We start from the raw sequence: 15,797 nt of genomic DNA, 5'->3' as shown, positions 1-15,797 counted from the left end.
GAAGTTATTTTTATTGTGAACTGAATCCTACCAACGGTAGTGAGCAAACGCTTTGTTCGCTTCAGCCATTTTGTGCGTATCTTCGCGTTTCTTAACGGAAGCGCCTGTGTTGTTGGAAGCGTCGATGATCTCAGCCGCCAAACGCTCTTCCATTGTTTTCTCACCGCGGTTGCGGGAGTAGTTCACGAGCCAACGTAAACCCAAAGCAGTACGTCTCTCTGGTTTTACCTCGATTGGTACTTGGTAGTTGGCACCGCCGACACGGCGAGCTTTAACTTCCAGGACTGGCATGATATTTTTGATTGCTGCTTCAAATACTTCCATCGGGTCATTACCCGTACGTTCTTGAATCAACTTGAACGCATTATACAGAATGCTTTGAGCAACACCGCGTTTTCCGTCGAGCATGATGCGATTGATCAAACGAGTAACCAACTTGGAGTTGTATACCGGATCTGGCAACACGTCTCTTTTCGTAACTGGACCTTTGCGTGGCATGGATATCCCCCTTTCTTTCTTGTTCAGCAGTCCCTGTACCTTCTAGACTTAAGCCAGAAGGCTTTCAGGTAACTTGCTTATAATGGTTTAGGCTTTTTTAGCTTTTGGACGTTTTGCGCCGTATTTAGAACGAGCTTGCATACGATTGTTCACACCTGCAGTATCGAGAGCTCCACGAACGATGTGATAACGAACCCCTGCAAGGTCTTTTACTTTACCTCCACGGATCAATACCACACTGTGCTCTTGAAGGTTATGTCCGATTCCCGGGATATAAGCAGTTACCTCGAGACGGTTCGTCAAACGAACACGGGCATATTTACGAAGTGCAGAGTTCGGTTTACGAGGAGTCATTGTACCTACACGAGTGCAGACACCACGTTTTTGTGGGGCACTGATGTTAGTGGATTCACGTTTCAAAGCGTTGAATCCTTTTTGCAAAGCTGGTGATTTAGACTTGTCAACTTTTGCTTGACGTCCTTTACGAACCAATTGGTTAATAGTTGGCATGTGATTGCCACCCCCTTCCTCAATTATTGATGTTTCTTTACAAACCTTTATCTAAGCCCACAGACCCAGGCGGTTCATAAAAAGACAAATGAAAAGTTTTTGCCTTGGAGAATCTTCAAATCTTCTCGGACAAAAACGTTCCTTACACTATCATTTTACGACAGCAGCCATCGCTGCTCCCACTCCAATCCCGCAAGCTTTGCCGAGATTTTTCATTGTGTCCACTTTCGTGCACTTCACATTGTGTTGTTCACACAAGGCAATGATTTTGAAAGTGAGCTGCGGGTCACTATCTTCTGCGACATAGACTTCAGAAGCCATTCCTGTCTGCACTGTCCGCATGGTCTGTTTGGTACCAATTTTGACATGAGCATCTTGCAAGCCTTTTTCATTAGACATCATACATTCCTCCGAATAGGACGACTACAATCAGCTGCCCACGCACCTTTGATATATTAGCATCTAGCGCGAACATTGTCAATGCTATTCCAAAAGATTATTTTATAAAGTTCGTGTACGCCAGGAATCGTCCGCTTGTATGATACAAACGTCGTTTCCTGACATACACTCACTTTCATTCCTTACAATAAGGAATGTTATATTAGTCTACCGAAACTGGCTCCAACTCTTCTACCGAAGATTGGCCATCTTCTGGCTCAGCAAATTTGATACTGCGGTAACGGTTCATCCCCGTACCTGCAGGAATCAATTTACCAATGATTACATTTTCCTTCAGACCCAGCAATTGATCGACTTTTCCTTTGATCGCTGCATCTGTCAGTACACGTGTAGTTTCTTGGAACGATGCTGCTGAGAGGAAGGAGTCTGTTTCCAGTGATGCCTTCGTAATACCGAGCAAGATTGGTTTTGCAACCGCTGGCTCTTTATCACCAAGAATCGCTATTTTGTTAGCTCTTTCGTACTCATGCATATCCACGAATGACCCCGGCAACAGCGTTGTATCTCCTGCATCTACGATACGGATTTTACGCAACATTTGACGGATCATAACCTCAACGTGTTTATCATTGATTTCTACACCTTGGTTACGATATACGCGTTGTACTTCCTGCAAGATGTAGTTTTGCACGCCACGTATACCTTTAATGCGCAACATTTCTTTCGGATCGATGGAACCGTCTGTCAACTCATCACCTGCTTCAATTTCCATGCCTTCGCTTACGCGCACACGGGAACCGTAGGTAACTGCGTATACTTTGGATTCCGCTTCACCTTGAATTTCGATCTCACGGCGATCTTTGGTCTCGCGAATCTCTTTAACCACACCATCAATCTCACTGATCGTTGCTTGACCTTTAGGATTACGAGCCTCGAACAACTCCTGGATACGCGGCAAACCTTGCGTGATGTCGTCTCCGGCTACACCGCCGGTATGGAACGTACGCATTGTAAGCTGTGTTCCTGGCTCACCAATGGACTGTGCAGCAATGATACCAACCGCTTCACCAATCTCCACATGTTTACCTGTCGCAAGGTTACGACCGTAACACTTCTTGCAGACACCGTGACTCGCACGGCAACTGAGTACGGAGCGGATTTGCAGTTTGGTTATACCCGCTTTGATGATAGCCTCTGCTTTATCAGAGTCAATCAATTCATTGCGACCTACAATAATTTCTTTCGTTTCCGGATGACGTAATGTCTCGAAACAGTATCTGCCTTCAATACGGTCGTAGAGATCTTCGATAACCTCTTTACCATCCTGAATACGACTTACCGTAAAGCCTTTATCTGTACCACAATCGTCTTCACGCACGATAACGTCTTGGGCTACGTCTACGAGACGACGAGTCAGGTAACCTGAGTCGGCTGTACGCAGAGCTGTATCCGCGAGACCTTTACGCGCACCGTGAGTGGAGATAAAGTACTCGAGTACTGTCAAACCTTCACGGAAGTTCGATTTGATTGGGAGTTCGATAATTCGACCAGATGGGTTGGCCATCAGACCACGCATACCGCCCAATTGGGTGATTTGCGATTTGTTACCCCGTGCTTTGGAGTCAACCATCATCATGATGGAGTTATAACGATCCATCGATTTCATCAGAATCTCAGTAATATCATCCTTGGATTTTGACCAGATATCAATGATACGGTCATAACGCTCTTCATTCGTAATCAGACCACGACGGTACTGATTTGTAACGATTTGCGCTTTATCTTCGGACTGTCTGAGAATTTCGAATTTCTCAGGTGGAACGATAACGTCTGACACCGCAACCGTAATACCTGCACGAGTAGAGTATGTGAAACCAAGCTGTTTGATTTTATCCAGAATAACCGCTGTTTCTGTTGTGTGATAAATTTCAAAACAACGAGCAATGATGGAGCCAAGATATTCTTTGCCGACACCGCCAGCCAGAGGAGCATTCATAATCGCTTCTCTCAGATCAGCACCTTTTTCATATACAAAGAAGTGATCAGCTGTACCTTGATACAGGTTCGCACGAGTCGCATCATTGATATAAGGGAAGCTTGCCGGGAAGATTTCATTAAAGATAATTTTGCCGACCGTAGTCAACAACATTCCTTCTTGCTGCTCATCCGTGAAGCTTGTTTTACCAAGCGCCTTAACCGGAATAGCTACACGTGCATGCAAACCTGCAGTGCCCCGTTGGTATGCCGATACAGCTTCGTTCACTGTACGCAAGATCATACCTGTACCCTTTTCTTCCTTGTTGTCCATAGTGAGGTAATAAGAACCAAGGACCATATCCTGGGAAGGAGTTACAACCGGTTTACCATCTTTCGGGTTCAAAATGTTACCTGATGCCAGCATCAGGATACGTGCTTCCGCTTGAGCTTCAGCGGACAAAGGAACGTGCACGGCCATTTGGTCACCGTCAAAGTCGGCATTGTATGCCGTACATACGAGCGGGTGAAGACGAATTGCTTTACCTTCAACAAGAATCGGTTCAAATGCCTGAATACCGAGACGGTGAAGCGTAGGGGCACGGTTCAAGAGAACCGGATGCTCCTTGATTACTTCTTCAAGCACATCCCACACTTCAGGACTTACACGCTCAACTTTACGTTTTGCGCTCTTGATATTGTGGGCGAGCCCTTTATTGACAAGCTCTTTCATAACAAAAGGCTTGAATAGTTCGAGTGCCATATCTTTAGGCAGACCACACTGATACATCTTCAAGTAAGGTCCGACAACGATAACGGAACGACCAGAGTAGTCAACACGTTTACCGAGCAAGTTCTGACGGAAACGACCCTGTTTACCTTTCAGCATGTGGCTGAGAGATTTCAAAGGACGGTTACCCGGACCTGTAACAGGACGTCCACGACGACCGTTATCGATCAAAGCGTCAACTGCTTCTTGCAGCATCCGTTTTTCATTTTGCACGATGATATCTGGCGCGCCCAGGTCAAGCAAACGTTTCAGACGGTTGTTCCGGTTAATTACACGACGATACAGGTCATTCAAGTCAGACGTAGCAAAACGTCCACCATCGAGCTGAACCATCGGACGGAGTTCCGGTGGAATAACAGGAAGGACATCCATGATCATCCACTCTGGATTGTTACCAGAGTTACGGAAGGCTTCAATAACTTCCAAACGTTTAATGGCACGGTTACGGCGTTGTCCTTGTGCAGTGCGAAGCTCTTCCTTAAGGAATTCAAGCTCTTTGTCTATATCAAGGTCTTGAAGCAATTTTTTAACTGCTTCGGCACCCATGCCGGCTTGGAAACCGTATCCGTATTTTTCACGGTAGCTGCGGTATTCTTTTTCGGACAACAGCTGTTTTTTCTCCAGAGGAGTTTCTCCTGGATCGGTTACTACATATGATGCAAAATAAATGATCTCTTCCAGAGATCTTGGAGACATATCCAAGGCGAGACCCATACGGCTTGGAATACCTTTGAAGTACCAGATATGTGATACCGGAGCAGCAAGCTCAATATGTCCCATCCGTTCACGACGAACTTTCGCACGTGTTACTTCAACGCCACAGCGGTCACAAACAACACCTTTATAACGAACGCGTTTGTATTTACCGCAATGACATTCCCAGTCTTTTGTAGGGCCAAAAATCTTTTCGCAGAACAGCCCTTCTTTTTCCGGTTTCAACGTACGATAGTTGATCGTTTCCGGTTTTTTCACTTCTCCGCGGGACCAAGAACGAATTTTCTCTGGGGAAGCAAGCCCGATCTTCATGTATTCGAAATTGTTGACGTCCAACAAGGAGCAACCCTCCTTAACCTAATTCCTGTATTCTAGGTTACGCCCTCTCCGGCCGAAGCCGGAGTAAGACGCGAGCCTGATGAAAAACGCCGGTCATCATGCGCCAGAAGCAGTTACTCCGCTCCGACCTCTGTACCCTCAAGGTTGAGGCTGAGCTTATCGCTCGCAGCGTCATCTTCATCGTCCATTTCTTTCATTTCAATCTCTTGCTCATCTTCACTCAAAATCTTAACGTCCATACCCAAGCTTTGCAGCTCTTTGATCAATACTTTGAACGATTCTGGAACGCCTGGTTCCGGCACGTTCTCGCCTTTGACAATGGACTCATACGTTTTCACCCGACCAACAACATCATCGGATTTAACCGTCAAGATTTCTTGCAGGGTATAAGCAGCACCATAAGCCTCAAGCGCCCAAACTTCCATCTCCCCGAAACGCTGTCCACCGAATTGGGCTTTACCACCCAGCGGCTGTTGCGTAACAAGTGAGTAAGGACCTGTGGAACGGGCATGGATTTTATCATCAACCATGTGCGCCAGTTTGATCATGTGCATGACACCAACGGTAACTTCACGTTCAAACTCTTCACCTGTACGACCATCATACAGCACGGTTTTACCATTACGCTGCATACCTGCTTCTTCCATCGTATCGAAGACGTCATACTCCTTCGCTCCGTCGAATACAGGTGTTGCTACGTGGATACCAAGCTGCATTGCTGCCATACCCAAGTGAACTTCAAGCACTTGACCGATGTTCATACGGGAAGGTACGCCCAGTGGGTTAAGAACGATCTGAACAGGTGTTCCGTCCGGTAGGAAAGGCATATCCTCTTCCGGCAAGATGCGGGCCACGACCCCTTTGTTACCGTGACGTCCGGCCATTTTATCACCCTCGGAAATTTTCCGTTTTTGGGCAATATAAACACGAACGAGTTGGTTCACACCTGGTGGCAGTTCATCTCCGTTTTCACGGGTAAATACTTTCACGTCAACTACGATACCATCGGTACCGTGAGGTACACGTAAGGATGTATCACGTACTTCACGTGCTTTTTCACCAAAGATCGCATGCAAGAGACGTTCTTCTGCCGTCAGTTCTGTTACCCCTTTTGGTGTAACTTTACCAACGAGAATGTCGCCTGCGGCGATTTCAGCACCGATGCGGATAATACCACGCTCATCCAGATTACGCAGCGCTTCTTCCCCAACGTTAGGGATATCACGTGTGATCTCTTCAGGTCCGAGCTTGGTATCACGAGCTTCCGACTCATATTCCTCGATATGAATGGATGTGTATACATCTTCCTTAACGAGTTTTTCACTGAGCAGGATCGCATCCTCATAGTTGTAACCTTCCCATGTCATGAAGGCAACAACAACGTTACGTCCAAGAGCCAATTCGCCCATTTCTGTGGAAGGACCGTCCGCAAGAATGTCGCCAGCTTTTACAGCAGTGCCTCTTTTCACGATCGGACGTTGGTTAATGCATGTTCCTTGGTTCGAACGCATAAATTTGTGTAATTTATATTTAACGATATCGCCTTTGACTTCTTGGCCGTCTACTTCTTCAACACGACGAAGCCAAATTTCATTCGCCGAGGACCGTTCAATAATTCCATCATAATCGGCAACAATACATACACCGGAATCTTTCGCGGCTTTGTGTTCCATACCTGTTCCTACAAGCGGAGCTTTAGGAATCAAGAGCGGAACCGCCTGCCGTTGCATGTTTGATCCCATCAGGGCACGGTTGGAGTCATCGTTCTCAAGGAACGGAATGAGCGCCGTAGCGACGGATACAACCTGCTTAGGAGATACGTCCATGTAGTCCACTCGCTCACTCGGCATCGTAAGGATGTTATCCGACTGTTTGTTGTAACGTACAATGATCGCTTCTTCTTCAAAGGTGCTGTCTTCATTCAGCTTTGCATTCGCCTGTGCGATAACATAGTTGTCCTCTTCGTCTGCTGTCAAGTAATCGATCTGCTCGGTTACAACACCAGTCTTCGGATCAACCCAACGATACGGAGCTTCAATGAAACCATATTCGTTCACACGGGCAAACGTTGACAACGAGTTAATCAAACCGATGTTTGGTCCCTCTGGTGTCTCGATTGGACACATCCGGCCATAGTGGGATGGATGGACGTCACGGACTTCCATGCCTGCGCGCTCACGTGTCAAACCACCTGGTCCGAGTGCGGACAGACGACGTTTATGCGTCAACTCACCCAGCGGGTTCGTTTGATCCATAAACTGTGACAACTGAGAGCTACCGAAGAACTCTTTAATCGATGCAATGACCGGACGAATGTTGATCAATGCCTGTGGTGTAATGACGTTTGCATCCTGGATGGACATTCTTTCACGAACCACACGCTCCATACGGGACAAACCGATACGGAACTGGTTTTGTAAAAGCTCACCAACAGAACGCAGACGACGGTTACCCAGGTGATCGATATCATCCGTGCTTCCGATGCCATGCAGCAAGTTAAGGAAGTAACTGATGGAAGAGATAATATCTGCTGGCGTGATGTTTTTCACAGATTTGTCAATGTCACCATTAGCAATCAGTTTAACCACTTTACCATCTTCGATTGGTGAAAACACATCAATGGTTTGCATCGGGATATCATTGGCATCCAAAACGCCGTTCCCCACATGATATGTGCGGAAACCAACACTTTTCTCCAGGTATGGCATGATTTCGTCGAGCAAACGACGGTCCACCATCTGACCTGCTTCTGCAATGATCTCTCCTGTTTCAGCGTCGATCAGGGACTCAGCCAAACGCTGATTAAACAAACGGTTTTTGATGTGAAGCTTTTTGTTGATTTTGTAACGACCAACATTTGCGAGGTCATAACGTTTCGGATCAAAGAAACGTGCAACAAGCAAGCTCTTTGCATTATCCAACGTTGGCGGCTCGCCTGGACGAAGACGCTCATAGATCTCAATGAGTGCTTTCTCCGTTGAATCCGTATTGTCTTTGTCCAGCGTGTTACGGATATATTCGTCATTACCGAGCAAATCCAAAATCTCAGCGTCTGTGCCAAAACCTAGTGAACGCAGGAGAACCGTAACCGGTATTTTACGTGTACGGTCGATCCGGACGTAAACAACATCCTTCGCATCCATCTCCAGCTCCAGCCAAGCGCCGCGGTTAGGGATTACTGTAGCGGTATACGTTTTTTTGGCGTTTTTATCTACTTTGGTACTGAAGTAAACGCTAGGAGAGCGAACCAACTGGCTGACAATAACCCGTTCAGCACCATTAATAATAAATGTGCCGGTATTTGTCATCAGCGGGAAATCTCCCATGAATACTTCCTGCTCTTTGACTTCTCCGGTTTCCTTATTAATGAGCCGGACTTTGACCCGAAGCGGTGCTGCATAAGTAACGTCGCGCTCTTTCGCGTCGTCTACTGTATACTTCGGTTCTCCGAGACTGTAATCGATAAATTCCAAAATCAAATTACCTGTAAAATCCTGGATCGGCGAGATATCCTGGAACATTTCGCGCAACCCTTCCTCCAAAAACCAGTCATATGATTTCTGTTGGATTTCAATCAGGTTCGGAACTTCGAGTATCTCGTTAATTCGTGCATAACTGCGCCGAGTGCGTCGACCATATTGAACAAGATGTCCTGCCAACTTAAACTCACCCCTCAATGTCTACTCACTTTAAAAATTTCGTTGCGAACCTCTGTTTGTAACCTTATAATGGTACACATACAGAGCAAAACAATGCACCCGCAAATAAAGAAAAGCCCTTATTCGAAATGTCGTTCGATAAAGGAGCAACTTTGATCGGCGGATGTCTTTCCAAATCATTCTTATCCCCAGTTTGCCCAAAATGTACATATTATACGCCAAACATAGGCATAATAAGCCCGGTTCGGCGTAAAAAAGCTTGACATTTTCAGTTAGCTAAAGCCAAGTAGGGCATCTTAATACTGACATTTTACAACTATACCACGGCTTAAATTTCAAGTCAATAGGCCTATTGCAAAAAAAATGATCCCCTGCTTACTTTACAAATTCGAATGAACCTCTTACAGTTCCTCTACTCTTCTTTCACCGCTTTGAAGATTCGATAACCTTTATCCTTCGTTACTTCTTCCACTCGTGTAAACAACGATTCCAACTTCGCTTTCGCTGAAGGTGCTCCCTGTTTCTTTTGAATGACAATCCATAACGCCCCACCTATCTTCAGATGGTTATAGGCCTGATCAAAGATAGTATGCACTGTCTCTTTGCCAGCTCGTATAGGAGGATTCGTCAAGATCACGTCGAAATCCCGCTTTTTTACTTCAGTCAGTAGATTGCTCTGAATTACAGTAACATTGCCAATGCCATTGCCCTTAGCATTTTCTTTGGAAAGCTCAACAGCTCTCTCGTTGATATCGATCATGGTGACATGCCCATCCGGTACAAGTTTTGCTGCTGTAAGCCCGATTGGCCCGTAACCACATCCCACATCGAGAACATGAGCGCCTGACGGCAGTTCCATCGCATCAATTAACACTCTGCTGCCATAATCGATTCCATTCTTGGAAAAAACACCAGCATCCGTCACAAGTCGCAGACTAATTCCGCGAAGTACCGCTTCCGCAGCCTTGCGATCATGTGCTACTTGCGGTTTGTCCGAATAATAATGATTGGACATGCCCTCACTCACTTTCCATAGTTACATTTACAGCAACAAACCCCTTGATATAAGTCAAGGGGTTTGTTGTTTTGTTCATTCAGCTTGGATAAGCTAAATTATTTAACTTCGATTGTAGCGCCAGCTTCTTCAAGCTTAGCTTTAACAGCTTCTGCTTCTTCTTTAGCTACTTTTTCTTTCAGTGGTTTTGGAGCATTGTCAACCAGTTCTTTTGCTTCTTTCAGGCCAAGACCTGTGATTTCGCGAACTGCTTTGATAACGTTGATTTTGGAAGCACCAGCGTTAGTCAGGATTACGTCGAATTCGGATTGCTCAGCTTCAGCTGCAGCAGCTCCGGCACCTGCAGCAGCTACTGGAGCTGCAGCAGTTACGCCGAATTCTTCTTCGATTGCTTTAACAAGATCGTTCAGTTCCAGTACAGTCATGCCTTTGATTGCTTCCAAGATTTGCTCTTTACTCATGATTGAACCTCCATATATAATTTTATTTTTTTGTTATTCGTTACTGCTAAGCAGCATGTAGATCAAAACGCTTACGCGCTTTGCTCTTCTTTTTCCGCAACAGCTTTAACCGCAAGCGCGAAGTTGCGCACTGGCGCTTGAAGCACACTGAGGAGCATGGAGAGGAGACCTTCGCGAGAAGGCAGTTCTGCCAATGCTTTAACTTCTTCTACTCCGATTACGCGACCTTCAACAACTGCACCTTTCAATTCCAGTGCATCATTCTTTTTCGCGAAGTCGTTCAGAATTTTAGCTGGAGCAACAACGTCATCTACGCTAAATGCAATTGCAGTAGGACCTGTAAGAACATCGTTCAGTTCTGTCAGTTCAGCTGCTGCAGCCGCACGGCGAAGCAACGAGTTTTTCAGCACTTGGAATTCGATTCCCGCTTCACGAAGCTGCTTACGCAGTTCAGTTACTTGGGCAACGTTCAATCCACGATAGTCAACAACAACAGTCGTAGCGCTCTCGCGCAATTTTGCTGTTACTGCATCAACGGACTCTTGTTTTGCTTGAATCACTTTTGCGTTTGCCAATCTGTACACCTCCTGATCAAATTTATCCCATTAAGAAAAGCCTCCGTAGAATCACGAAGGCTTGATATATACTCGCATCCGATTTGCATCGTTCAAGTTGTATAATCACACCTCGGTAGGAAATTAAGCCGGATGGCACCTACTGTCTACGGCAAGCATATTCAAATGTCAACGGTCAGTCACTCGGACTCACAACTTTTATAGAATATCAAAACAGGACGAACCTGTCAAGAATATTTTATCTAAAAGATGCTGCGTTCACGCGTGCACCAGGGCCCATCGTAGAAGAAAGACTTACATTCTTCAGATAAACACCTTTAGCTGCCGCCGGTTTAGCACGGTTCAGAGCGTCCATGAGAGCTTTGAGGTTCTCATTCAGTTGCTCGGAAGAGAAAGAAGCTTTACCGATCGGTGCATGAATTTGACCTGCACGATCCAGACGATATTCGATTTTACCGGCTTTGATTTCTTGAACAGCCTTAGTTACATCGAAAGTTACCGTTCCGGCTTTAGGGTTAGGCATCAGGCCTTTACCGCCGAGCAGACGGCCCAATTTACCTACTTCACTCATCATATCTGGTGTCGCTACGCAGACGTCGAATTCGAACCAGCCTTGTTGGATTTTGTTGATCATGTCTGCATCACCAACATAATCCGCGCCAGCCGCTTCCGCTTCTTTCGCTTTGTCACCTTTTGCAAATACCAATACGCGTTGTGTTTTACCTGTGCCGTGTGGCAAGACAACAACACCACGTACCGCCTGGTCTTGCTTACGAGGGTCTACACCCAAACGAACTGCTGCTTCGATAGTCTCATCGAATTTTGCAGTAGCTGCCTTTTTCACAAGCTCTACAGCTTCTGAAGGCTCGTAAGTTGCTTCGCTATCGATCAGCTTAGCAGCTTCCAGGTATTTTTTACCGTGTTTAGCCATGTTTTATTCCTCCTTTGTGGTTTTAGCGGATATACCTCCCACATTGACCGGCCGCGAATCGGCCGGCTTTACGAAGCCATGTTTCGTGTGAAAATTAGTCTTCGATGGTGATACCCATGCTGCGGGCAGTACCTTCGACCATACGCATTGCGGACTCAACGTCTGCTGCATTCAGGTCAGGCATTTTTGTTTCCGCGATTTGACGTACCGCGTCACGTTTAACGGTAGCAACTTTTTTCTTATTCGGCTCGCCGGATCCTTTTTCAACTTTAGCTGCCACTTTCAACAGAACTGCTGCAGGTGGAGTTTTAGTGATGAATGTAAAGGAGCGATCTTCGAATACAGAGATTTCAACTGGAATGATCAATCCCGCTTGATCAGCTGTACGAGCGTTGAATTCTTTACAGAATGCCATGATGTTGACACCTGCTTGACCCAATGCCGGACCTACTGGTGGTGCTGGATTTGCTTTACCTGCTGGAATCTGCAGTTTTACCATTTTGATTACCTTTTTTGCCATGATTGACACCTCCTTGCAAAATAGTGGTTAACGGGCCTCGCAGCCCTCCCACAAGAAACTTGAAGAAACTATATCTTCTCCACTTGTGTATATTCCAACTCAAGCGGCGTTTCCCGTCCAAACATGTTAACGTGTACTTTCAACTTGCTTTTTTCTACCAAAATCTCTTCCACGGAGCCCACAAAATTCGCAAAAGGACCGACTTTGATTCGTACGGATTCCTTAATATCGAATTCAATTTTAGGCTTAGGTTCAACCATACCCATGTGCTTCAGAATTTGTTCCACTTCTTCTGGCAACAAGGCTGTTGGTTTAGAACCGGAACCTGTCGAACCGACAAAGCCGGTAACACCCGGTGTATTGCGAACAACATACCAAGAATCATCCGTCTGAACCATTTCGACCAAGACATAACCGGGGTAAACTTTACGCATAACGGTCTTTTTCTTACCGTCTTTGTTTACCACTTCTTCTTCCATCGGAACAAGAACGCGGAAAATCTTGTCTTCCATGCCCATGGACTCTACGCGTTTTTCCAAATTGGCTTTGACCTTATTTTCATACCCTGAATAGGTATGAACGACGTACCATCTTTTTTCCATATCAAGCCACCTGGGACCCTTCTTAAATAATCGCTTCGATCACAGCGGAGATGCCGATATCTACGACCCAAAAAAACAGCGTCATAACCACAACAGTACCAAGTACGATTAACGTGTAGTTCGTCAGCTCTTTACGATTAGGCCAGCGAACCTTTTTAAGTTCAGCCCAGCTTTCAGAGAAAAAGGAAATCAGAGATTTGAAACTACGTTTCACGCCGACTACACCTCCAAAAACTATCTGGTTTCGCGATGAGAAGTCTGCTCGTTACAAAACTTGCAAAATTTCTTCATCTCCATGCGGTCGGGGTGATTACGCTTGTTTTTTGTCGTAGTGTAATTTCTTTGTTTGCAGTTAGTACAAGCCAAAGTAATAATTACCCGCATGATGTACACCTCCCGAAGACTTCCACATTGAAGCAGAGTCTCTAAATTGATCCTAAAAAAGCCGTAAAATAGGCCTACCTAAAACACTTTATCACAAGGGTATAAGCATGTCAATGAAAGAATAAGCTTTCATCGTTGGGTATTAATTCCGCACAAAACGCGCCGTATCTCTCATCTCTGATTTTTTCACTGCTCCGGCATGAACCGAGCGATTACTAGTATTTATCAATCCTTAACAATATAAACTTCAGACAATAAAAAAAGACTCAAACACCGAGCCTTTTCCATCAACGACAACAACCTTTGTTCAATTATCTCGAACTTCCAGGTATTTCTCAAGTTTGCGCTTCACACGCTGCAATGCATTATCGATAGACTTCACATGACGATCCAGATCCACTGCAATTTCCTGATAAGATCTCCCGTCAAGGTACAACATCAGCACTTTACGTTCCAGGTCACTCAAAATCTCAGACATCTTATCTTCCAGTCCCACAAACTCTTCCTGGTTAATAATCAATTCTTCTGGATCACTGACCTGAGTTCCACAAATCACATCGAGTAACGTACGATCAGACTCTTCATCATAAATGGGCTTGTCCAGAGATACATAAGAATTAAGAGGAATATGCTTCTGACGTGTAGCTGTCTTGATTGCCGTAATAATCTGTCTGGTAATGCACAGTTCGGCAAATGCCTTGAAAGAAGCAAGCTTGTCTCCTTTGAAATCACGAATGGATTTGTAAAGGCCAATCATTCCTTCTTGAATAATATCTTCCCGGTCAGCTCCGATCAAAAAATAAGATCTTGCCTTGGCGCGTACAAAGTTGCGATACTTGTTGATCAAAAACTCCAGCGCTTCGCTTTCGCCTTCACGGACCGCTTCGACAATGTCTTCGTCACTTTGGTAATCATACTTGGATAACATGATATCTTTGAGGTCGACACTCACAGACAATCCCTCCGGCTGCAACGCAAGGTACCCCGTTACTCTACTCTATGAAATATACGATCAGTATATATGATGGTACCTGCCACCGTCAACCACGCTATGCCTAAAAAAGAACACCTATAACATAATTGTCAATAGTTTCAATATTGAAACTATTGTAAAAACCCACTGTCAGCCTCGTCTCCAGCGTTCAAACTGTTGCAATACATCCGGACTTAATTTCCCCCCGATTGTATTACGTGTTGACTTAGCCTGATCTTCAGCAAGTCGCTGTTGTAACTCTTTTTCATTCTGCTCTACTTCAATCAGCAGCTCTCTGGCAGATATGCGCAGCGCTCCCTGTCCAAAGATAACATGTTGCTCCACCATATCGCTTGTAGCCACATAGATTTGGCGTCTTCGCATGCTTAGTTCCCGAACGAGCCTTTCGATGCATTCATCTGCCGTCTCTTTTTCCTTTGTAAAATAAATCTGAACTTTACTCTGAGTAAAGGATTTGCCGAGTCCTGGCACAAGGTATGCGTCAAACACAACAATGACGCGCCGACCGGAAAAAGCCTGATAGTCTGCCAGGCGAAAGAGAAGCCTGTTCCGAGCCTCTTCAAGCCCGTTTTCAGCCAACTTCGATAATTCCGGCCAGTCACCGATCATATTATACCCGTCTACAAGAAGCACATCACGGGAGTCAGCCATAACATCTAGTCCTGCGCTTGGCGGGAGCGAAGCACCTCGTACATGACAACACCCGCTGCCACGGAAGCATTCAGGGAATTAATCTGGCCTTGCATCGGTAATTTAACCAGCACATCACATTTTTCACGAATAAGACGGCCCATGCCTTTGTTCTCATTCCCGATCACGAGTGCAACCGGCCCTGAGAATACACCATTACCAAACACGCCTTCACGCGCGGTGACATCTGTACCTACAACCCACACGCCCTCTTCTTTGAGACGATCGATCGTCTGCGCCAGATTACTTACGCGAGCAACGGGTACATACTCCGCTGCACCTGCTGATGTTTTGGACACTGTTGCAGTTACCGATGCTGAGCGACGTTTAGGAACGATGACACCGTGGGCTCCTGTGCAGTCCGCTGTACGCAAAATGGAACCGAGATTATGAGGATCTTCAATCTCATCAAGCAAAATTAAAAAGGGCTGTTCATTTTTGGATTTGGCTATTTCCAAAATATCTTCAACCTCAGCATAGGCATAAGGTGCCGCCTGAGCAACCACACCTTGATGCTGTATACCCGGAACCGTCTGATCTAGCTTACGCTTGTCCACATGCTGAATGACAATCCCCTGTTTTTTGGCCTCTGCAATGATCGGTTGCGTCAAATGTTTCTGCGCGGTATCGGCGATCCATATTTTATTAATAGTCCTGCCTGATCGCAGTGCCTCCGTTACGGAGTGTTTCCCGGCAATCCATTCTTCTTCCATCTTTCTTCGTTCCTCTCTGTATTGCTTAT

At 45.7% G+C, this 15,797-nt stretch carries 16 protein-coding genes and 1 other annotated feature; all 16 genes read right to left on the bottom strand.

Translation table 11 applies throughout. The annotated features are described in order from the left end of the window. Positions 1–27 precede the first annotated feature (27 nt). Positions 28–498, bottom strand: coding sequence for a 30S ribosomal protein S7 (rpsG, locus tag ACR8BL_RS20235; RefSeq protein WP_018753997.1), 471 nt, complete (start codon positions 496–498; stop codon positions 28–30). Positions 499–585: 87 nt separating this feature from the next. Next, a complete protein-coding gene (gene rpsL, locus ACR8BL_RS20230) occupies positions 586–1,008 on the bottom strand; it encodes a 30S ribosomal protein S12 (protein ID WP_056697677.1) in 423 nt (140 codons plus the stop codon). A 150-nt stretch (positions 1,009–1,158) separates the two neighbouring features. After that, positions 1,159–1,407, bottom strand: coding sequence for a ribosomal L7Ae/L30e/S12e/Gadd45 family protein (locus ACR8BL_RS20225; RefSeq protein ID WP_434753190.1), 249 nt, complete (start codon positions 1,405–1,407; stop codon positions 1,159–1,161). 202 nt (positions 1,408–1,609) lie between these two features. Then, positions 1,610–5,224, bottom strand: coding sequence for a DNA-directed RNA polymerase subunit beta' (gene rpoC / locus ACR8BL_RS20220; protein WP_434749262.1), 3,615 nt, complete (start codon positions 5,222–5,224; stop codon positions 1,610–1,612). 113 nt (positions 5,225–5,337) lie between these two features. Further along, positions 5,338–8,883, bottom strand: a complete 3,546-nt coding sequence (gene rpoB / locus ACR8BL_RS20215; protein WP_434749261.1) for a DNA-directed RNA polymerase subunit beta — start codon at positions 8,881–8,883, stop codon at positions 5,338–5,340. A gap of 412 nt (positions 8,884–9,295) precedes the next feature. After that, entirely contained in the window at positions 9,296–9,898 is a 603-nt protein-coding gene (locus ACR8BL_RS20210) for a class I SAM-dependent methyltransferase (RefSeq protein ID WP_434749260.1), read from the bottom strand. Positions 9,899–9,996: 98 nt separating this feature from the next. Continuing rightward, a complete protein-coding gene (rplL, locus tag ACR8BL_RS20205) occupies positions 9,997–10,359 on the bottom strand; it encodes a 50S ribosomal protein L7/L12 (protein WP_434749259.1) in 363 nt (120 codons plus the stop codon). A gap of 71 nt (positions 10,360–10,430) precedes the next feature. Beyond that, positions 10,431–10,934 (bottom strand): 50S ribosomal protein L10, encoded by a 504-nt coding sequence (gene rplJ, locus ACR8BL_RS20200; protein ID WP_434749258.1) that lies wholly within the window; start codon positions 10,932–10,934, stop codon positions 10,431–10,433. A 23-nt stretch (positions 10,935–10,957) separates the two neighbouring features. Next, positions 10,958–11,104: a sequence feature (ribosomal protein L10 leader region), on the bottom strand. A gap of 68 nt (positions 11,105–11,172) precedes the next feature. Continuing rightward, a complete protein-coding gene (gene rplA / locus ACR8BL_RS20195) occupies positions 11,173–11,865 on the bottom strand; it encodes a 50S ribosomal protein L1 (RefSeq protein ID WP_434749257.1) in 693 nt (230 codons plus the stop codon). Between the two features lie 94 nt (positions 11,866–11,959). Next, positions 11,960–12,385 (bottom strand): 50S ribosomal protein L11, encoded by a 426-nt coding sequence (gene rplK, locus ACR8BL_RS20190; protein WP_017692062.1) that lies wholly within the window; start codon positions 12,383–12,385, stop codon positions 11,960–11,962. Positions 12,386–12,453: 68 nt separating this feature from the next. Further along, a complete protein-coding gene (gene nusG / locus ACR8BL_RS20185; protein WP_036607165.1) occupies positions 12,454–12,987 on the bottom strand; it encodes a transcription termination/antitermination protein NusG in 534 nt (177 codons plus the stop codon). 22 nt (positions 12,988–13,009) lie between these two features. Next, entirely contained in the window at positions 13,010–13,201 is a 192-nt protein-coding gene (gene secE, locus ACR8BL_RS20180) for a preprotein translocase subunit SecE (RefSeq protein ID WP_024633600.1), read from the bottom strand. Between the two features lie 20 nt (positions 13,202–13,221). After that, complete coding sequence (rpmG, locus tag ACR8BL_RS20175; RefSeq protein WP_072735843.1) at positions 13,222–13,371, bottom strand: 50S ribosomal protein L33; 150 nt, start codon at positions 13,369–13,371, stop codon at positions 13,222–13,224. A gap of 307 nt (positions 13,372–13,678) precedes the next feature. Continuing rightward, positions 13,679–14,323, bottom strand: coding sequence for an RNA polymerase sporulation sigma factor SigH (gene sigH, locus ACR8BL_RS20170; protein WP_024633601.1), 645 nt, complete (start codon positions 14,321–14,323; stop codon positions 13,679–13,681). 171 nt (positions 14,324–14,494) lie between these two features. Then, positions 14,495–15,016: an NYN domain-containing protein gene (locus tag ACR8BL_RS20165; protein WP_434749256.1), complete on the bottom strand. Its 522-nt coding sequence runs from the start codon at positions 15,014–15,016 to the stop codon at positions 14,495–14,497. Between the two features lie 5 nt (positions 15,017–15,021). Further along, complete coding sequence (rlmB, locus tag ACR8BL_RS20160) at positions 15,022–15,768, bottom strand: 23S rRNA (guanosine(2251)-2'-O)-methyltransferase RlmB (RefSeq protein ID WP_434749255.1); 747 nt, start codon at positions 15,766–15,768, stop codon at positions 15,022–15,024. Positions 15,769–15,797: the final 29 nt, after the last annotated feature.

The organism is Paenibacillus amylolyticus, from assembly GCF_051136285.1.
Lineage (GTDB): Bacteria > Bacillota > Bacilli > Paenibacillales > Paenibacillaceae > Paenibacillus > Paenibacillus amylolyticus_F.
Note: the sequence above shows the minus strand (reverse complement) of the source record. Positions and strands in the feature narration are given on the sequence as shown.